This is a genomic window from Cohnella sp. 56, from assembly GCF_037963805.1.
Taxonomy (GTDB): domain Bacteria; phylum Bacillota; class Bacilli; order Paenibacillales; family Paenibacillaceae; genus Cohnella.
Map to the genome: position 1 here is coordinate 1 of NZ_JAZDQE010000014.1, position 18,201 is coordinate 18,201.

Here is an 18,201-nt window from a genome sequence, read left to right on the forward strand (position 1 = left end):
GCCCGCCTCAAGATGAGATTTCCCAGTATGTAAGACCCCTTGGAGAACACGAGGTTGATAGGCTCGGGGTGTAAGCACAGCAATGTGTGTAGCTGACGAGTACTAATCGGTCGAGGGCTTATCCTAAAGCGTTTGCTCGCAAACGCAGCTTCGGAAGCATCTGCTTCTGAGCAACGGCAAGCCACACAGGCAAGAGAATTTCTAAAGCGCATCTTCGTTTCGCATCCGGTTTTCAGGGCGCAAGCTCTGCAAGCTGCAGCAGCTGTATGGCACATGCCAAACAGTAGGTCTGGTGGTAATGGCGGAGGGGTCCCACGCGTACCCATCTCGAACACGACCGTTAAGCCCTCCAGCGCCGATGGTACTTGGACCGCAGGGTCCTGGGAGAGTAGGACGTCGCCAGGCTGAATGCATGCCCGGGCAGTTCATTTCCAGGCTATCTAAGCTTGGAAATGGACAACCAGGGTTGAGCAGCACAATTTCATAATATTCCCTGATAGCTCAGTTGGTAGAGCACTCGACTGTTAATCGAGTTGTCACAGGTTCGAGTCCTGTTCGGGGAGCCATCATGGAGAGATGTCCGAGTTTGGTCGAAGGAGCACGATTGGAAATCGTGTAGGCGTCACAAGCGTCTCGAGGGTTCGAATCCCTCTCTCTCCGCCAGTTTACTTACTGATGCGGCCCGTTGGTCAAGCGGTTAAGACACCTCCCTTTCACGGAGGTAACGGGGGTTCGATTCCCCCACGGGTCACCATTTTCATCAAGTCGGTCTCAAAAAAAGATTTAAAAAAAGGCTTGCATGAACTAGGCGATATCGGTTATGATATGAAACGTCGCCAAAATAGTAAGACTTGCTAACGACGCGGGGTGGAGCAGCCCGGTAGCTCGTCGGGCTCATAACCCGAAGGCCGCAGGTTCAAATCCTGCCCCCGCAACCAACTTATCTTCGGAGTCATCCGAGATCCCACATGGAGCTGTGGTGTAGAGGCCTAACATGCCTGCCTGTCACGCAGGAGACCGCGGGTTCGAATCCCGTCAGCTCCGCCATTTTCTTTCTCAACTAGAAGGTAAAATGGCTCGGTAGCTCAGTTGGTAGAGCAGAGGACTGAAAATCCTCGTGTCGGCGGTTCGATTCCGTCCCGAGCCACCATCTGAGAATTATCTTGTGATTATGCCGTTGTAGCTCAATTGGTAGAGCAACTGACTTGTAATCAGTAGGTTGGGGGTTCAAGTCCTCTCGACGGCACCATTTGTTTTACAGTCACATGGAGGATTAGCGAAGTGGCCAAACGCGGCAGACTGTAAATCTGTTCCTTCGGGTTCGGTGGTTCAAATCCATCATCCTCCACCAGTTTTACCTTAACATTATAGGGGCATAGTTTAAAGGTAGAACAGCGGTCTCCAAAACCGTTAGTGTGGGTTCAATTCCTGCTGCCCCTGCCAATGCAACTCCTGAATATGGCGACCGTGGCGAAGTGGTTAACGCATCGGTTTGTGGATCCGACACTCGGGGGTTCAATTCCCCTCGGTCGCCCCATTTTCACCCTTTTGGGGCTTAGCCAAGCGGTAAGGCAACGGACTTTGACTCCGTCATTCCTAGGTTCGATCCCTAGAGCCCCAGCCATTTTGCGGAAATAGCTCAGTGGTAGAGCATCTCGTTGCCAACGAGAAGGTCGCGGGTTCGAATCCCGTTTTCCGCTCCATCTAAGTTTCTTGGCGCCATAGCCAAGTGGTAAGGCAGAGCTCTGCAAAAGCTCTACCCCCAGTTCGAGTCTGGGTGGCGCCTCCAACTTCATATTCGCGCCCTTAGCTCAGCTGGATAGAGCGTTAGACTACGAATCTAAAGGCCAGGAGTTCGAATCTCTTAGGGCGCGCCATTTTTTTATTTACAAGCAATTATTTTTATGCCGGTGTGGCGGAATGGCAGACGCGGCGGACTCAAAATCCGCTTCTCGCGAGGGAGTGGGGGTTCGAGTCCCTTCACCGGCACCATATCGAATATAACGCAGCAATTGATATCAGGACAGACAATCGACTAATGATTGTCTGTTTTTTAATTTTGTCTTTTATTTTTACGGGAATGGAATGAGCCGTCTTTGCTGCATCCATGAATTCGTGTACATGTTAAGTTTGTCACTGCGTATCTCTGCCTCCGGCGCTACACTAAGACCGATAAGATAGCTGCCGGCACCGCACACAGCGATCCGACCGGCGAAGCAGCCAGGAGGGACAGAGATATGGACTATGTAAAGCCAGCAGTGATGCTTCAGAATTTAATTGACGCGGGAGAAGCCAAGTCCAAATTGTCCGTACAGAAAAAGCTCGTTCGCAGCGGATTGGCAGGCGCCATCTTAGGTTGTGCGACGACGCTGGCCTACGCGGCTTCCACGCAGACGAATTTGCCTATTGTAGGCGCCATATTGTTTCCGGTCGGCTTCATCATTATCCTGCTGCTCGGCCTGGAGCTCGTGACAGGCAGCTTCGCCGCCATACCGCTCGCCGTGCTGAAGGGACGGGTAACCGCCGGCAGGATGCTCTCGAGCTTCGGATGGGCGCTGCTCGGGCATATTATCGGCGCAGCGTTGTATGCGGCGCTGTATACGATGGCCATCACGAAGATGGGCCACGATATGAGCAATCCGCTCGTCCAGACGATCATCACCGCAGCCGAGGGCAAGACCAACGCATATATTCACTTGGGCACCGAAGGCTGGATTCTTGCAGTCGTCAAGGCGATGCTCTGCAACTGGATGGTGGCGCTGGGCGTAGTCATGAGCTTGGCTTCGACCTCCACGATCGGGAAGATCGTCGGCATGTGGATGCCGATACTGCTCTTTTTCGGACAAGGCTTCGAGCACTTGATCGTTAATATGTTCGTGCTCCCTGCGGGGCTCATGCTCGGAGCGAATTATTCCGTCGCGGATATGCTGTTGTGGAACTGGCTCCCCGTCGGACTGGGCAACCTGGCAGGCGGAGCTATACTGACGGGATTGCTGTTCTATATGGCGCACAAGGAAGAAAAGGAGCCGGCTGCCGAGCAGAACTAAGGATTCGAAAAAATAAGCTGTTCCAACTTGTTGCCGACAGCTTGGCGCGGACACCGCATACAAAAAGCCGGAGCATGTCTGCTCCGGCTCGGTACGACAATTCAGGTAGGTACATGCGGGGGGATCTTTTTTTCCTTCCCGCTTTTTTTATGCGAGCGCCAGTTTTTGGTTTTGTTCCAGGCGTTGGTGATGGAGTGGGTATACTTCTTGCACTCCGGCTTGGTCTTGCCCTCGCGATCGAATGCGAGCGTCGCGTTGACTTCGCCGCCAAGGACGATAATGATGCTGCTGATGTACAGCCAGGTGAGCAGCACGATGACGCCGCCGAGGCTGCCGTAGGTCTTGGTGTAGTTGCCGAAGTTGCTGACATAAAAAGCGAACAAGCCCGATGCTGCGATCCATCCCACGGTGGCCACGATCGCTCCCGGAAGAACTTCCTTGAACTTCAAGTGGCGGTTCGGCACATACTTGTACATTGCCGTGAAGACGAGCGCGATGATGACGATCGGGATAACGAATTGCGCCACGGCCCATAATTCGTCAAAAAAGTCGGGCAGCGAGAAGGTCTTGAAAATCCATTCGCCGAGCTGCCGGCCGAATACGAGCAGAGCCAGGCTGCATACGAGAACCAGCGTCATGACGATCGTCACGATAAGCGACAGCCCCTTGACCTTCCAGAACGGCCGCGTCTCTGGTTCGTCATAAGCTTTGTTCAGCGCCTTGATGATCGCGTTGATGCCGCTGGAGGCCGACCACAGCGAGCCGATAATACCGAAGGACAGAAGCGCGCCGCTCCGGTTGTTCTGGACGTTCGTGATCCAGTCGACGAGCACCTTGCTGTTGGTCTGCGGCAGCACCTTTTTGGTCGCATCCAGCAGATCCCAGGTCGTGAACGGCGTGAATCCGATCAGGGACACCAGGAAGATCATAAAAGGAAAAATCGCGAGGATTAAGTAATAGGTCAACTGGGCGCCCATCGCGGGCACTTCATCGTCCTGGAATCGGCAGTATAAGTTTTCCGCAAACCGCAGCGTCTTTTTTTTCGTTTTTTTGTCCATCTTCCTTCCTCCTTGCCTGGATAAAGGATCGGCCGCCGGATGAAGAACGGCGGCCGATCCCGGTTCGCGGCTTCAAGATATTCAGGCTTGCTGTGCCAGCCTGACCAGCATATGCGCCAATTTGTGACGCTCGTCCTGTTCGCCCACCTTCCACAGCTCCCGCAGCAAGTTCTCCTCCGCATTGCGCGGATCCTCATGCCCGGCGAGATAGTCGGCGACCTTCTCTGCGACCTGCGCGAGCTGTTCCTCGGAGAGCCCGAGCGACTCGCCGAGCGCGATCCGCTTGTGCAGATAGCTCTTGAACGATTCGAAGTCGTTTAGGATCTGGTCTTTTTTCGGTGCGTCGATCCTGGAGATCGTGTCACCCACCTTCGATGTGTCGATTTGCTCTTCCTTATCGATGATATGCTGGGACTCGCTCATTTTGTATGCCTCCTTATTAAAGTTAATGTCATTGTGCGCCACACGCAGGATATTTTATCCGCTGCAGGGCTTTATTGCCGAGCAGTGCCGGTATCGACTGCACGATTACTTCTTTTTGTCCATCTTGACCGGTACTGAAACCAAAGTACAATGAGTAATGAGAAAAGGAGCGTGTCACGATGGAACCGCAAGACGTCAAATGGATGGAGCGGCACTGCCGCTTGCTCATGGACAGCTATCGCCGGGCGACGGGGCATGCGTTGATTGAACCGGCACCCGGGACGACAGCGGCAGAGCGTCTGTACGATGCGCCGTTCGCGCTGTTGTCCCATGGCGTTGAGGCAGATCCGGTACTGAACTACGGCAACAAAATTGCGCTAACGTTATGGGAGATGGACTGGAATGCTTTTACTACCATGCCTTCCCGGCTGACGGCAGAGCCGATGGAGCGGGACGTCCGGGAAGCGTTCATGGACAATGTCAGGCAAAAGGGCTATTCCGACAATTACGAAGGCGTCAGAATCTCGGGGAGCGGATCAAGATTCCGGATCGAGCGGGCCGTGGTGTGGAACCTGATCGACGAGGGCGGCGCGTACCGGGGACAAGCGGCGATGTTCCCGAGCTGGACGCTTCTATAATGAAAGGTTGCAAGGCTCTGCGCCCGTTCGTCGGGACAGAGCCTTGCTGCGTTCAAGCGGGCGGCGGCCAAGGTCTCGGCCGGAGTTGGCACCTAAGACCGTAGTCTCCCCCGACTGTAGTCCAGGGCGAATTCCATGCGCGGGTCCGTTATCCGGAAGCGTCCGAACGTTTACAATGAGTTTGTGAGGTAAAGCAAGCAGGATACGACGCAAAGGGGTGAGACGAGTTGAAAAAGAACAGTGGTTGGGCCGTGGTGCTGATCGCGCTTGGTGTACTGCTTCTCTTCGGAAAGCTGGGTCATTTGGTCGGGTGGATCATCGGTCTGCTGATCCCGATCGCGATCATCGGCCTCGGGGTGATGGCGTGGCGCAACGGTTACAGATTGATCGGCATCGTCATCGGCATCATCGGCGGCTTCATGCTGCTGGGCAAGCTGTCGGTCGTGATCTTCTGGGTCGCGGCGATCGGGCTGATCGTGCTGGGATTGTCGATGCTAAGCGGCAAGACGGGTCGTACACGCAGATGGTAAGCGAAGGAGGATAGGAACAATGAGCGTAGCCAAAAGAGTTCGTGATATTACAGTCGCCTCGCTGAACGAGAGGCTGGAGAAGTCGGAGGACCCGGTCAAGCTGATCGATCAGTTCCTCTGGTCTACACATCAGGAGATCTGCCAGTGCGAGCTCTTGCAGCGGCAGTACGCCGCCCACACTGAACAGATGCACAAGCAGCTGAAGGATGCGCAGCTATGGGCGCAGCGCCGCGAGGAACAGGCGCTGACGGCGCTGAAGGCAGGCGAGGAAGCGGCCGCCAAGCTGGCGCTCGCCGACAAGGTCGCCCACGAGGAAAAGGCGGAGCGGTACCAAGGCTTGTACGAGCAAAGCCGCGGCGAGCTGATCGAGCTGGAGCAGCTGCTCCAGGAGCTGCGGGACGAATACCGCAGCGTGTACGACCGCAGGCAGTTCTACATTGCCCGCATGGAGTCGCTCAAGCTGCAGCAGCGGCTGAACGCCCGGTTCGCGCCGGGCAGCTCGGATCCGTCCCAGATGCTGCGCAAGGTCGACGATCGGCTGACGGACATGGAGCTGGAGACCAAGAGCCTCCGGGACCTGCGGCGCATGGGCCAGGAGCTCGTCTACCAGGCCGGCACGGTCGTCTCCCAAGCCGTGGACCGCGAGCTGCAAAATCTGAAGCGCAAGCTGGAACAAGGAGGGTAAACGATGCGCAAGCTGTACCGATCCACACGCGACCGCAAGCTGTTCGGCGTATGCGGCGGACTCGCCGACTACCTGGGCGTAGACGCGACGCTGCTGCGAATCCTGCTCGTCATCGTGACTGTCTTCTCCGGCGGTACCGTGCTGTTCGTCTACATCATCGCCGGGTTTATCATCCCTCGCGATTCGGACTTCGGCGGCAACGCCTTCGGCAGTCCGCCGCCGTCCCAAGGCGGCTGGGCGCCGCCTCCGCACAGCGGTGGCTGGACGCCTCCGCAGCAGCGGCCGCCGGCACCGCCTGCGTCCTCCTGGAACTCCGGCGGCGCTTGGCCGGGACCGGGCCCTGCCGCTCCGGCAGCGAAGCCGGCTCCGCAGGCGGCGGCCGCATCTCCGTCCACCGCGCCGACGCTCGACGCGATGATGGAGGATATCGAGAAGAAGGCGCTCAAGAAGGAAATCGAAGACCTCAAGGCCCGCATCACCAAATTTGAACAACAATCGAAGGGAGAATAATACAATGGGCGTATTTCAAAGAATGAAGGACATGACGAAGGCATCGGTGCACGAGCTGCTGGACAAACTGGAAGACCCGGTTGTCATGCTCAACCAGTATATTCGCGATATGGAGATCGAGATTCGCGACGCCGAAGTGACGGTGGCACGGCAGATGGCGGCAGAGCGCCGGCTGAAGCAGCGTCTCGACGAGGCGGTCCGCATCTCCGCGGAGCGCATCGGCCAAGCGGAGCAAGCGCTGCTCGCAGGCAACGAAGGCATCGCCCGCAAGCTGCTCGAGGAGAAGGTTTATTACGAAGGCCAGGCGGGCAGCCTGCAAGAGCTGCATAGCCAAGCGAGCGCGCAGGTCGCCGAGCTCACCGGCCAACTGCACGAGATGAAGGAAGAGTTCTACAAGCTGCGCAACAAGCGCAACGAGCTGGCGGCCCGCGCTCAGATGGCCAAGGCGCGCAAGCAGCTGGCGCAATCGAGCCAGACGCACACGATCGAGAGCGGCAACGCCTCGCGCGGCTTCTACCGGATGGAGGAGAAGATCCTGCAGATGGAGGCTGAAGCCGACGTCGCCCGCCTGCCCGGCGCACCGTTTGGCGGCGTATCCGTCACCTCCTCTTCCGTCGATCCGGCCAAGGCGGTCAAGGTCGACCAGGAGCTCGCAGCGCTCAAGAGCCGCCTCGCGCCTCCGTCCGCTTCGGCTGAATAACGAACCGGCAAGTCAGCGGCATTCACGCCGCAGGCAACATGTGGTATGCTAGCAAGGATGCTCGCTGAGAGCCATAACGGACGCCAAGTCCGTTATGGCTCTAGCCGTGATCTATAAGAAAAACGCCGCAGCGCAGAGGATCGTGCAGGAGAGGAGGCGGCCGACATGAAGAACCTGAACTTGTCCAGAAAGTCGTGGGTGCTCATCGCGGCCGGTCTCTACCTGGCCATAGGCGCGATCGCGGGCTTCGCGACGATCAACGCCGCGATCTTGCTGTGGCTGGGCATCGAGCGCTATCGGCAGGATCGCAGCCGGCTCTCGGTCGCGGTCATCGCCGTCAGCGCCATCGTGCTCGTCGTCAACCAGATCGGGCTCGTGCTCGTGCTGGGTCTGATCCTGGCCGCGATCTACTATTTGCGCGTCCGGCCCGGCGGCGAAGGCTTCGTCAGCAGGCCGCGTCTCGTGCTGAACATGAGGCAGGACCGCCCCGGCTGGGTACTGCGGTCGATGGGCTCCTGGCATCTGTACGGAGAGGTCAGGCTGGATCTGACCGGCGCAGTGCCGGAGGACAATATGACGACCGTCGTCCTGCAAGGGCTGGTCGGCGATATCGAGATCGTCGTACCCGAGGACTACGGCGTGCAGATCGAGGCCAATGTGCTGCTCGGACAGGTGACTACGGGCGGTCAGGGCAATGAAGGCATGATGCGCCGCGTGTCGTGGAGCTCGCCCGGCCTGGCCCGTCAGCAACAGCAGATCAAGCTGCAACTGTACTATGTCGTCGGCAATATCCGCATACGACCGATCTGAGGAGGGAACGAAATGGTCTGGCGTCAAATCGGCGAAGCCGTGCTGTTCTCCCTCGGGATCGGCTTCGTCGTCGTCTATCTGTTGGAGAGTCAGGGCCTCGCGGCCCCCTTCGAGTCCTGGTCGAGCGTCATTACATTCGGCCTCACCGCAGTCGGCGTCCTCATCGTGGCGGGCGTCGGCTTCGGTCTGTTCAGGAGCTTGCCTACGCGCGGCCGCATCGAGCATATGCGCCATACGCTGCTGCTGATGGAGCGGGGCAGCCCCGTGCAGCCGCTGCCGAACATGGGCAAGGACGAGATCGGTCTGCTCGCGGAGCAGCTCGTGCGCTTCAGCCGCAAGTGGGAGGAGCAGGTCGCCTCGCTGCAGCGGCTGTCGACGAACAACACGGAGCTGGCTGCCAAGGCGAGGATGAGCGCGATCGTCGAGGAGCGGCAGCGGCTCGCCCGCGAGCTGCACGACGCGGTCAGCCAGCAGCTGTTCGCGATCGCGATGACGGCCACGGCCGTCGGACGCACGATGGATCAGGACTTCGAGCGGGCGAGGCGGCAGATCTCGCTCATCGAGGAGATGTCGTCCGTCGCGCAGTCCGAGATGCGGGCGCTGCTGCTGCACCTGCGGCCCGTGCATCTGGAGGGCAAGCGGCTGTCCCAGGCGGTCCCCGAGCTGGTGAAGGAGATGCAGGCCAAGGTAGACATCGACATCTCGCTGGACATGGAGGACGATCTGCCGCTTAATAAAGGCATCGAGAATCATCTGTTCCGCATGGTGCAAGAAGCGCTGTCCAATACGCTGCGGCACGCCCGTGCCAGCAGAATGGACATCGCCTTACATAGAAGAGGCGAGACGGTCAGGCTGACGATCCGGGACGACGGCGTCGGGTTCGACCTGCTGGAGAAGAAGCATGCTTCGTACGGGCTCGTGAGCATGGAGGAGCGGGTGAGCGAGCTGGGCGGCTCGCTGAATATCGCCAGCGCGCCGGGCAAGGGAACGCGGATCGAGATCCGGGTGCCGATCATGACGGAAGAGAGAGGGTGGGAAGATGGTGGAGCAAATGCCGATCAAGGTGCTGCTGGTCGATGATCACGAGATGGTGAGAATCGGTCTGGCCGCCGTGTTGGGTACCGAGGACGGCATCGAGGTCGTCGGGGAGGCCGGCAACGGCCAGGAAGGGCTGCGGCTGGCCAAAGCCTACGAGCCGGACGTCGTACTGATGGACCTGGTCATGGACGGCATGGACGGCATCGAGACGACGCGCCGTCTGCTCGAGCAGCAGCCGGAATGCCGCGTTATCGTACTGACCAGCTTTCTCGACGACGAGAAGATGTACCCGGTTATCGAGGCGGGAGCGTTCAGCTACCTGCTGAAGACGTCGCGGGCCAATGAGATCGCCGACGCGATCCGCGCGGCCGCGCGCGGCCAGTCGGTGCTCGAATCGCAGGTGGCCTCCAAGATGATGAACCGGTTCAGGAAGCCGGCGCAGAGCGAAGCGCAGCCGCATGAGGAGCTCACGGATCGGGAGATGGAGGTGCTGCAGCTGATCGCGCAGGGCAAGTCCAACCAGGAGATCGCGGACGAGCTGTTCATCGGCATCAAGACCGTGAAGTACCATCTGACCAATATGTTCAGCAAGCTCGGTGTCGAGGATCGCACGCAGGCGGCCATCTATGCGCACCGCAACGGACTGGCCGAGTAAGCAACCGACAACAGGATGACGCATCAAGCCGTTTGAACCGCGCCTCGCGCCCGGGTCAGGCGGCTTATTTATTTTCCCCTTTTGTCGCCGCATCGACTATAATCGACATTTTTTTTATTTTCCGACGGTAAATATTACCTTGCGTTAACGATTCAATCTTACAATGAGAAGGAAGCAGTTGTCAGTGGAGGCGGCTACCATGGGCAAGTGGGTGAAAAGTCTTCTGAATGCGGCATCACTCAAAACGATGGCCGGGGGAGCTTCAGGCGGCGCGACAGGCCTGCTGGCGGGGCGATTAAGCGCAGGGCTGCCGCCATGGCCGAAAAAGAAGCTGAAGCAGTGGGCGGCGGACAAGGCGTGCGTCAAATGGGGCTGGCACGGCCATCGGAGCTTGCTGCTGGCGGTCCGTCTCCCGGAGGACGAGCGCAGTCTGCGCAGCGCGCTCTCGGAGATCGAGGCGGAGCTGGGCGGGCTGCTGTCCGAGGATACCGGCCGCGCATGCGGATTCGGCTATGTCCCGCTGCCGCTGCGGCCTGGCGGCAGGATCGCCGATCAGGACCTCATGGAGGGCCTGCTGGAGGCGGCGGCGCTCGCCCTGCAATCGCTGGGCGGGGGGGACCGCGACGGCGCTGAAACGGCGGCGAAGACGGCCCCCAAGGAATCGGAGACCAAGTCGGTCGACGTCTGGTCCGCAGAAGCGTCGGGCTTGACGGTGGGGAGTCTGGCGACCACGGTGGCTGCCATGCCGCCGGCGACGCCCGTCTCGGCTGCGGCGGAATGGTTCGAGGACCATCCCGACTGTCACAGCATCGTCGTGGTGGTCGGGGGACAGCCCTGCGGCCTGATCACGAGGGAGCGCTTGAACCGGATGCTGGCTTCCAAGTTCGGCATGCCGCTCTACTGGAATAGAACGATCGACAAGATTATGGAAAACGCGCCGCTCGTCGCGGAAGCGGACAGGCAGGTGGAAGCCGTCGCCCGGCTGGCGATGGACAGACCGGATTCGCAGCTGTACGACACGGTCATCGTCACGGAGCAGGGGCGCTACAGGGGCGGAGTTACCATCAAGTCGCTGCTCGAGTCGTTCGCCACGCTGCAGGCGGAGGCGGCGCGGCGCGTCAATCCGCTGACCGGCCTGCCCGGAGGGGATATCATACGCCGGGAGATCGAGACCCGCATCAGGCTGGGCAGACCGTTTTGCGTGTACTATGCCGACCTGGACTATTTCAAATGGTTCAACGACAGCTACGGGTACAGCGCGGGAGACGATATGATCCGCTACACCGCCGGTGTGCTCGGCGCCGTGTTGGATCAACAGGAGGGCGAAGGACACTTCCTCGGCCATATCGGCGGCGACGACTTCATCTCGATCGGCGAAGGCGCCGATCCCGAGTCGCGCTGCCGCGAATTTATCGAACGATTCCATGCCGGGGTCGATTTGATGTACGGCGGCGTTCGTCCGACGTCGGTGCTGGGACGGCACGGGGAGCCGGTGCCGCAGCCGGGGGTGACGCTGTCCATCGCGGTCATCTGCTGGGACGGCTCGCGGACCGTTAGCCACGAAGGGCTGTCGCGTCTCGCAGCGGCATACAAAAAGAAAGCCAAAGGCATACCGGGAAGCGCGTACGCCATAAGCGGAGCGTTCGAAACGTCGTTCGAGGTGCAGGCTTAACACTTCCAGAGGAGGAGACAGAATGGCGCTAGGCACGTATCCGGAGCCCGTTATTTCCCGTTTTGCGGATCGAGAGGCGGCCCTTTTATATTTTTATTGGAGCGGTGCGGGCGGGTACGATTGTCCATGGATCGAGGCCGATTGGAAAAGAAAGGCCGAGGAGCTGCTGCAGGAATGCTTCGGCGACGCTTTGCTGCCTTATGCGATCAAGTGGCTGCATAGCGATCTGATGCTCTTCTTTTGCGCTGCCGCGCAGCAAGAGGAATCCGGGCGCTTCAGACGCGATCTGATGCTGGCGGCGCGTTCGTACAAGCAGCGGCTGCTCGAGCTGCTATCGGCCAATCAGGCTCGGCCTCCCGGCATGTCGCTGCACGCCGGCTCCGCATTCGGCATCCTCGAGAGAGGGGAAGCGACCGGCCGCAGGCTGCATGAGATGGCGCGCGAAGCGATGCAGAACGGCATGAACGACGGCGCGCTGGACGACGCGCTGCGACTCGGCGAATTGGAGCGGCTGCTGGAGCGCAGAGCGCTGCGGTCCGTCTACCAGCCGATCGTGGATATCCGCAAGCAGCGGCCTATGGGCTACGAAGCATTGTCGAGGCCGCTGGAGACCGACGTATTCGACGGTCCGCTGGCCTTGTTCGAATTCGCCGAGCGGGCGGGCAAGGAGTATGCGCTGGACCGTCTGGCGAGAGAGCGGGCCATCTCCGGCAGCTCGCGAATCGGGCGAGGACAGAAGCTGTTCCTGAACCTGTCGCCGCGCATCATCGACGCGCCGCAGTTCGCGCCGTGGAAGACGCTGGCGCTGCTCGAGGCATACGGGCTGACGCCGGATCAGGTCGTCTTCGAGATCACGGAGCGATCGAGCATCCGGGACTTGGGCTCCGTGCAGAGAGTGCTGGCGCATTATCGGAATCAGGGGTATCGGATCGCGATCGACGATGTCGGGGCGGGCTACTCCTCGCTGGCATCGATCGTCGAGCTGAAGCCGGACTATATCAAGGTGGACCGCTCGATCGTCAGCGGATTGCATGCGGACACGTTCAAGGCGCATATGCTGGGCACGCTCGTCGAAGCCGCGGACCGGATGGGCATCGGGTTGATCGCGGAGGGCGTGGAGACGCGGGCGGAGCTGGACAAGCTGCTCCAGATGGGCGTTCATTACGCGCAGGGCTATTATTTGGGACGGCCGGGGCGTATAGGCTGGCATGAATGAAACGCAGCATCAACAAGTCAATATTAGCGTGTAGAAGATCAAAATACCGTCACCGGGAGGTGACGGTATTTTTCTATAATGAAGTCATTCAACAGACTCAACTGGATTAGAGGTGTGCGACATGGAGCTTCAAGCAACCGCCGCAACGAAGCGCACGGCGATCGACGCGGACAAAAAGCGCAAGAAGGCGGGACGGGGCGAGGAGCTGTGGGGCTGGCTGTTCGTGAGCCCGATGCTGCTCGGCGTATTCGTCCTCGTGCTGCTGCCGATCTTGGCGACGCTGGCGCTCAGCATGGCCGACTGGAACTTCGTACAGGGCTGGAACGGCATCAAATGGGTCGGCCTTGGCAACTTCGACAAGCTGCTGGGCGATCATATCTTTCTGCGCTCGGTGCGCAACAATCTGTTTTTCTTGCTGTCCGTGCCGATCTACATGCTCATCTCCATGGTGCTCGCGGTCGTCATCGACAGGCATGTGTATTTAAAAGGATTTTTTAAAGTCGCGTACTTCATGCCCTATATCTCCAACATCGTGGCCGTCGCGGTCGTCTGGCAGGTGCTCTTCCATCCGTCCTACGGTCCGATCAACGAGCTGCTGCGCGGCATCGGCATCGACAATCCGCCCAAATGGCTGGCCGACCCGCACTATGCGCTCGCCTCGATCATGATGATCTCCGTCTGGATCTCGATCGGCTTCAACATGATCATCTACATGGCGGGACTTCAGTCCATCCCCCGCGATCTGTACGAGGCGGCCGATATCGACGGTGCGACCGGCTGGACCAAGTTCAGACGCATCACGTTCCCGCTGCTGTCGCCGACATCCTTTTTCCTGCTCGTGACGGACGTCATCTCCACCTTCAAGGTGTTCGATATCATCGCGGTCACGACGCAGGGCGGACCGATCGGCTCCACCTCGATGATGGTCTGGTACTTGTACGACACGGCGTTCGTCAATCTCAAGGTCGGCTACGCCTCGTGCATCGCCGTCGTGCTGTTCCTGTTCGTGCTCGTCATCACGCTCGTTCAATGGATCGCCCAGAAGAAATGGGTCAACTACTAATCGCAAAAGGAGGTACCCGGCCATGACCGAGACGATCGGCCTCAGCTGGCGCAAGGCGGCACTTACCGTCGTTATGTTCGCGATCAGCATTTTGTTCCTGCTGCCGTTCATCTGGATGCTCGTCACCTCCTTCAAGGCGGAGAGCGACGTATTCACCTACCCGATCGAGTGGATCCCGCGGACCTGGCATGCCGCGCAAAATTATAAAGAGGTATGGTTCGGCGACAACCCGTTCTGGCTGTACTACCTCAACTCCATTAAGATCGGCGTCGTCACGACGGCCATTTCCGTTACGGTGTCCGCTATGGCGGCTTACGGCTTTTCCAAGGTACAATTCAAGGCAGGCAATTATTTGTTCCTGATCGTGCTGGCAACCTATATGGTGCCGAGCCAGGCGATACTGGTGCCGCAGTTCATTCTCTATCGCAAGATCGGCCTGTTCGACAGCCATATCGGCCTGATCCTGCTCGGCAGCTTCAGCGTACTCGGGACGTTCATGCTGCGGCAGTTTTTCATGGGCGTGCATCAGGAATTCGTCGAGTCCGCCAAGATCGACGGCGCGAACCATATGCGCATCTTCTGGTCGGTGGCGATGCCGCTCGTGCGCCCGGCGATCGCGACCTATGCGATTCTGCGGTTCATCTGGACCTGGAACGATTACCAGAACCCGCTCATCTTCCTGCGCAGCGACAAACTGTTCACGATTCCGCTGGCGGTGCAGAAGTTCACGTCGCTCTCCGGCGAGTTCTACTCGCTCATCATGGCGGCGGCCGTATCGGCGATCTTGCCGCTGCTCATCGTGTTCATTATCGGACAGAAAAGCGTCATTGAGGGCATCGCGCTCGGCGGTGTGAAGGGCTGATGGAAGCGCGAACAAGAAGTAAAAATAATTCAGAAAAAGTAAATATTGTTTCATCCTATCGCAAAAAGCGCTCTCTATAATGAGGGATGTCAGCGAGATGACATCCACAACGCAAGCAAAAGCAAGGAAAAATGAGGAGGGCATAGACATGAACAAGAAGTGGATCGCAGGCGCTGCCGCGGGCACGCTGCTGATCGGGCTGCTGGCCGGCTGCGGCAACGGCAACAACAACGGGAATGCAAGCGCGGGTTCCGGGGCTTCCCCGTCCGGATCGGCAAGCGCAGGCGCGTCGGCGGGCGCGTCCGGCGAGAATGTGAACCTGCGGCTGTACACGTACGGCACGGAAGAAAACTATAACTGGAAAAAGACGCTGGATGCCTATCACGCGGCCCATCCGAACGTGACGGTGGAGCTCGTGCAGCTGAGCGAGAAGGGCGATACGCAGGAAGCATTCAAAAAGCTCGATCTGGCCGCCGCTTCGGAAGAGCAGATCGACGTGCTGATGTTCAGCGACCCGGCCGGCTATGCGCAGCGCGTGGCGCTCGGTATGGCGGCCCCGCTTGACGACTACATCTCCAAGGATGGCTATAAAGTCGAAGAGGACTACAAAGTCGACACGCATCTGAACGGCAAAGTGTACGCGCTGCCCGGCAAGTTCAACCCGTGGTACGTGCTGTTGAACAAGGACCATCTCGACGAAGCCGGCCTCACGGTCCCGACCGACTGGACATGGGACGAATACGCGGACTACGCCAAAAAGCTGACGAAGGGAGAAGGCGCGAGCAAGCGCTACGGCACGTACTTTCACGGCCCGAACAACGGGGGATGGATGGAGTATCTGAAGCTGGCCATGGAGAATCAGCCGCAGAACTCTGAATTCCTGAAGGCGGACGGCACGTCGAACCTGGACGATCCGAACTTCAAGAAGACGCTCGAACTGCGCGTGCGGATGGAAAAGGAAGACAAGTCCTCGGTACCGTACTCGGACATGATCTCGCAGAAGCTCGCATACCGCAACCAGTTTTTCAACCAGGCGGCGAGCATGCTGACGATCGGCTCGTGGATGAACACGGAGATCGGCGGCACGGACAAGGTGCCGCTCACCTTTCACGTCGCGGTCGCGCCGTTCCCGAAGAACAATCCGGGAGACGAGACGGGCCTCACGCCGGTCACGACGGACTATGTCGCGGTGTACGGCAAGTCCAAGCACAAGGACGAGGCGTATGACTTCGTGCGCTGGTACACGACGGAGGGGCAAGTCGTACAGGGCAAAAATATCCCGGCATGGAACGGCGTGAGCAGCGATCAGGTCGGTTCGATCATCGATACGATTCTGAGCGGCACCAAAAATCCGGAGCTCGTCGACAAGAAATCTCTCGTAGACACGCTGGTGAAGTCCAAGGCGTCCCAGATCATCGCGCCGGCCGCTTATCAGAACGAAGTGTACAAAGCGATCAACGAAGAATACGAGAAGCTGATTCTCGGCAACCAGGATATCGACACGACGATCAAAAATTCGCAAAAGCGCGTAGACGAGATTATCGCGGCGAACAAGTAACCATAGTGCGTTATAATACCGGCAGGGGGCGGATTTCTCGTCCCCGCTTTTTTTCCATTATTCGGACATCGGACTGGCGGGATGCCTGCCATAAGCATACACCCGCGAAGAGAGGAGCGCCCGATATGTACAAAGTGCTGCTGGCCGACGACGATTACCCGGTGCTCGAGCTGCTGGCCGAAGCGATCGATTGGGAAGGGCTCGGCTTCGTCTTGAGCGGGACCTACGAGAACGGCGCCATCGCCTGGGAGCATGCCCAGCGCGAGATGCCCGATATTCTCATCACGGACATCGGCATGCCGAAGATGGACGGCCTGGAGCTGTCCTCCCGGGTCAAGGAGGCGCGTCCGTCCGTGCGCATCGCCATCCTGTCATGCCATAGCGAATTCCAGTACGCCCAGCAGGCGATGCGGCTCAACGTCCAGGAGTATCTGCTGAAGGACGCTCTCGATCCCGGCGAGCTGGTCAAGGTGCTGCTGAAGTTCAAGGAAGGACTGGACGCAGAGCGCCAGACGGACTGGGAGCAGACGCGGATGCGGCATCTGGTGAACGAGACGAAGGAGCTGCGCAAGGAAAAGTTTTTCCGCGGCTTCATCCAGCAGCCGCTGCTGTCCGCGGACCAGTGGGCACAGGAGGCGATTGCCTACGGCCTGTTCGGAGCGGGCGAGCATTGCCTGCCGGTCATTGGATATATAGAGAATTATGCCCGCGTCAGAGCGCGCTTCTCCTCGGAGCAGACGCTGCGCTTCGCCGTCGACAACGTCATGGACGAGCTGCTGGCGGAGCTGACGCCGTTCGCTCTGCATGTTGGCTACGACGCCCGCAGGTCGATGCTGCTGTTCGCCTTCAAGCCGGGCATCAAGACGAACATCTACGATCAGGTGAAAAGCTGCCTCGGGCAGATCCAGTCGGCGATGAGGCGCGTGCTCAAAATCGGCATGGCATTTATCGTCGGCGAGCCTGCGGATGCGCCGAAGCGCCTGAAGCACGAGCTGGGCGGACTTGTCGGCGGCACATATCGGCGATTTTATCTGCAGGAAGGTGAGATCGCGAGAGGCCCGGCGCCCGTATCAGGATCGCCGGACGATCTGTTCGCGCTCTACGATCGGGCCGGCGCTGAGATTCGGGAGGCGTTGATGGGCAAGGAGCGTCCCGACGTGGCGCGGATTGCGGGCAAGTGGATGGGAATCGTCTGGCGCGGCGGCTACCCGGCGGAGAGCGTCAAGGATTGGATTCTGAAGCTGGTGCTGGACCTGAAGCTCAAGCTGCACGCTCTGCTGGTCGTCCGGTCCGACGATTCGGCGGACATGCTGCACAAGGAAATCGCGGATATCGACTCGTTGTGGGAGCTCGGGCGTTGGCTGGAGGAGCATCTGCTGTCCTTCACGGCGGCCAGAGGCGAAGGCGCCTCGGGGAGCAAGCGGCTCGAGGTCGCGGAGGCGTATCGGTACGTGTCGAGTAATCTGGGGCGGCGGATCAGCCTTGAAGAGGTGGCCGAGCTTCTGCACCTGAACGCCAGCTATTTCAGCCGCTTTTTTAAGAAGGAAACCGGCGCGACGTTCATCGAATACGTGACCAAGCAAAAAATGGAGCGGGCCAAAGAGCTGCTCGACCAGACCGGCCATTCTGTAGGCGAGATCTGCGAGCTGCTGGGTTATGACAATCAGAGTTACTTTATCAAAACGTTCAAGGCGCACGCCGGGGTGACGCCAGCCGAGTATCGCGGCTGACAGAGT

At 59.1% G+C, this 18,201-nt stretch carries 17 protein-coding genes, 15 tRNA genes and 2 rRNA genes; 32 read left to right on the forward strand and 2 right to left on the reverse strand.

Going from position 1 to position 18,201, the window contains the following annotated elements; translation table 11 throughout:
- The 18 genes from VQ071_RS21600 to VQ071_RS21685 form a co-directional block, all read left to right on the forward strand.
- A 23S ribosomal RNA gene (locus tag VQ071_RS21600) occupies window positions 1-126 on the forward strand; the annotation flags it as partial.
- A 162-nt stretch (window positions 127-288) separates the two neighbouring features.
- Window positions 289-405: ribosomal RNA gene (gene rrf / locus VQ071_RS21605) — 5S ribosomal RNA — on the forward strand.
- A gap of 85 nt (window positions 406-490) precedes the next feature.
- A tRNA-Asn gene (locus VQ071_RS21610) sits at window positions 491-566 on the forward strand.
- A 4-nt stretch (window positions 567-570) separates the two neighbouring features.
- A tRNA-Ser gene (locus tag VQ071_RS21615) sits at window positions 571-663 on the forward strand.
- A 16-nt stretch (window positions 664-679) separates the two neighbouring features.
- Window positions 680-754 (forward strand) — tRNA-Glu (locus VQ071_RS21620).
- 107 nt (window positions 755-861) lie between these two features.
- Window positions 862-938, forward strand: a tRNA-Met gene (locus VQ071_RS21625).
- A gap of 32 nt (window positions 939-970) precedes the next feature.
- A tRNA-Asp gene (locus VQ071_RS21630) sits at window positions 971-1,047 on the forward strand.
- Between the two features lie 27 nt (window positions 1,048-1,074).
- Window positions 1,075-1,150 (forward strand) — tRNA-Phe (locus tag VQ071_RS21635).
- Window positions 1,151-1,173: 23 nt separating this feature from the next.
- Window positions 1,174-1,249, forward strand: a tRNA-Thr gene (locus tag VQ071_RS21640).
- Window positions 1,250-1,267: 18 nt separating this feature from the next.
- Window positions 1,268-1,351 (forward strand) — tRNA-Tyr (locus VQ071_RS21645).
- A gap of 18 nt (window positions 1,352-1,369) precedes the next feature.
- Window positions 1,370-1,443: transfer RNA gene (locus VQ071_RS21650), tRNA-Trp, on the forward strand.
- Window positions 1,444-1,461: 18 nt separating this feature from the next.
- Window positions 1,462-1,537: transfer RNA gene (locus VQ071_RS21655), tRNA-His, on the forward strand.
- A gap of 12 nt (window positions 1,538-1,549) precedes the next feature.
- Window positions 1,550-1,624 (forward strand) — tRNA-Gln (locus VQ071_RS21660).
- Between the two features lie 4 nt (window positions 1,625-1,628).
- Window positions 1,629-1,703 (forward strand) — tRNA-Gly (locus VQ071_RS21665).
- 12 nt (window positions 1,704-1,715) lie between these two features.
- Window positions 1,716-1,789 (forward strand) — tRNA-Cys (locus VQ071_RS21670).
- 11 nt (window positions 1,790-1,800) lie between these two features.
- Window positions 1,801-1,877: transfer RNA gene (locus VQ071_RS21675), tRNA-Arg, on the forward strand.
- A 29-nt stretch (window positions 1,878-1,906) separates the two neighbouring features.
- A tRNA-Leu gene (locus tag VQ071_RS21680) sits at window positions 1,907-1,992 on the forward strand.
- A gap of 245 nt (window positions 1,993-2,237) precedes the next feature.
- Entirely contained in the window at window positions 2,238-3,047 is an 810-nt protein-coding gene (locus VQ071_RS21685; RefSeq protein WP_340516320.1) for a formate/nitrite transporter family protein, read from the forward strand.
- A gap of 101 nt (window positions 3,048-3,148) precedes the next feature.
- Here VQ071_RS21685 and VQ071_RS21690 read toward each other — a convergent pair whose 3' ends face one another.
- Both VQ071_RS21690 and VQ071_RS21695 read right to left on the reverse strand, forming a co-directional pair.
- Window positions 3,149-4,105: a YihY/virulence factor BrkB family protein gene (locus VQ071_RS21690; protein ID WP_340516321.1), complete on the reverse strand. Its 957-nt coding sequence runs from the start codon at window positions 4,103-4,105 to the stop codon at window positions 3,149-3,151.
- An 81-nt stretch (window positions 4,106-4,186) separates the two neighbouring features.
- Window positions 4,187-4,528 (reverse strand): DUF3243 domain-containing protein, encoded by a 342-nt coding sequence (locus VQ071_RS21695; RefSeq protein ID WP_340516322.1) that lies wholly within the window; start codon window positions 4,526-4,528, stop codon window positions 4,187-4,189.
- Window positions 4,529-4,707: 179 nt separating this feature from the next.
- Between VQ071_RS21695 and VQ071_RS21700 the strand changes: the two genes are divergently transcribed.
- From VQ071_RS21700 to VQ071_RS21765, 14 genes are all read left to right on the forward strand, one after another.
- Window positions 4,708-5,166, forward strand: coding sequence for an MEKHLA domain-containing protein (locus VQ071_RS21700; protein ID WP_340516323.1), 459 nt, complete (start codon window positions 4,708-4,710; stop codon window positions 5,164-5,166).
- A gap of 227 nt (window positions 5,167-5,393) precedes the next feature.
- Window positions 5,394-5,696 (forward strand): hypothetical protein, encoded by a 303-nt coding sequence (locus VQ071_RS21705; protein ID WP_340516324.1) that lies wholly within the window; start codon window positions 5,394-5,396, stop codon window positions 5,694-5,696.
- A 19-nt stretch (window positions 5,697-5,715) separates the two neighbouring features.
- A complete protein-coding gene (locus VQ071_RS21710) occupies window positions 5,716-6,381 on the forward strand; it encodes a PspA/IM30 family protein (protein WP_340516325.1) in 666 nt (221 codons plus the stop codon).
- Window positions 6,382-6,384: 3 nt separating this feature from the next.
- Window positions 6,385-6,891: a PspC domain-containing protein gene (locus VQ071_RS21715; protein ID WP_340516326.1), complete on the forward strand. Its 507-nt coding sequence runs from the start codon at window positions 6,385-6,387 to the stop codon at window positions 6,889-6,891.
- Between the two features lie 4 nt (window positions 6,892-6,895).
- Window positions 6,896-7,591 (forward strand): PspA/IM30 family protein, encoded by a 696-nt coding sequence (locus tag VQ071_RS21720; protein WP_340516327.1) that lies wholly within the window; start codon window positions 6,896-6,898, stop codon window positions 7,589-7,591.
- Window positions 7,592-7,756: 165 nt separating this feature from the next.
- A complete protein-coding gene (gene liaF, locus VQ071_RS21725; RefSeq protein WP_340516328.1) occupies window positions 7,757-8,401 on the forward strand; it encodes a cell wall-active antibiotics response protein LiaF in 645 nt (214 codons plus the stop codon).
- Window positions 8,402-8,413: 12 nt separating this feature from the next.
- Complete coding sequence (locus tag VQ071_RS21730; RefSeq protein WP_340516329.1) at window positions 8,414-9,481, forward strand: sensor histidine kinase; 1,068 nt, start codon at window positions 8,414-8,416, stop codon at window positions 9,479-9,481.
- Window positions 9,441-10,094 carry a response regulator transcription factor gene (locus VQ071_RS21735; protein WP_340516330.1) on the forward strand — a complete coding sequence of 218 codons (654 nt, stop codon included), beginning with the start codon at window positions 9,441-9,443 and terminating at the stop codon, window positions 10,092-10,094. The genes VQ071_RS21730 and VQ071_RS21735 overlap by 41 nt, the downstream gene beginning before the upstream one ends.
- A 199-nt stretch (window positions 10,095-10,293) precedes the next feature.
- Complete coding sequence (locus tag VQ071_RS21740; RefSeq protein ID WP_340516331.1) at window positions 10,294-11,766, forward strand: GGDEF domain-containing protein; 1,473 nt, start codon at window positions 10,294-10,296, stop codon at window positions 11,764-11,766.
- Between the two features lie 22 nt (window positions 11,767-11,788).
- Window positions 11,789-12,982 carry an EAL domain-containing protein gene (locus VQ071_RS21745; protein WP_340516332.1) on the forward strand — a complete coding sequence of 398 codons (1,194 nt, stop codon included), beginning with the start codon at window positions 11,789-11,791 and terminating at the stop codon, window positions 12,980-12,982.
- Between the two features lie 121 nt (window positions 12,983-13,103).
- Window positions 13,104-14,045 (forward strand): carbohydrate ABC transporter permease, encoded by a 942-nt coding sequence (locus tag VQ071_RS21750; protein ID WP_340516334.1) that lies wholly within the window; start codon window positions 13,104-13,106, stop codon window positions 14,043-14,045.
- A gap of 22 nt (window positions 14,046-14,067) precedes the next feature.
- Entirely contained in the window at window positions 14,068-14,907 is an 840-nt protein-coding gene (locus tag VQ071_RS21755; RefSeq protein ID WP_340516335.1) for a carbohydrate ABC transporter permease, read from the forward strand.
- Between the two features lie 148 nt (window positions 14,908-15,055).
- On the forward strand, window positions 15,056-16,465 hold the full coding sequence (locus VQ071_RS21760) for an ABC transporter substrate-binding protein (RefSeq protein WP_340516336.1): 1,410 nt from the start codon (window positions 15,056-15,058) through the stop codon (window positions 16,463-16,465).
- A 125-nt stretch (window positions 16,466-16,590) separates the two neighbouring features.
- Window positions 16,591-18,195, forward strand: a complete 1,605-nt coding sequence (locus tag VQ071_RS21765) for a helix-turn-helix domain-containing protein (RefSeq protein WP_340516337.1) — start codon at window positions 16,591-16,593, stop codon at window positions 18,193-18,195.
- Window positions 18,196-18,201 lie beyond the last annotated feature (6 nt).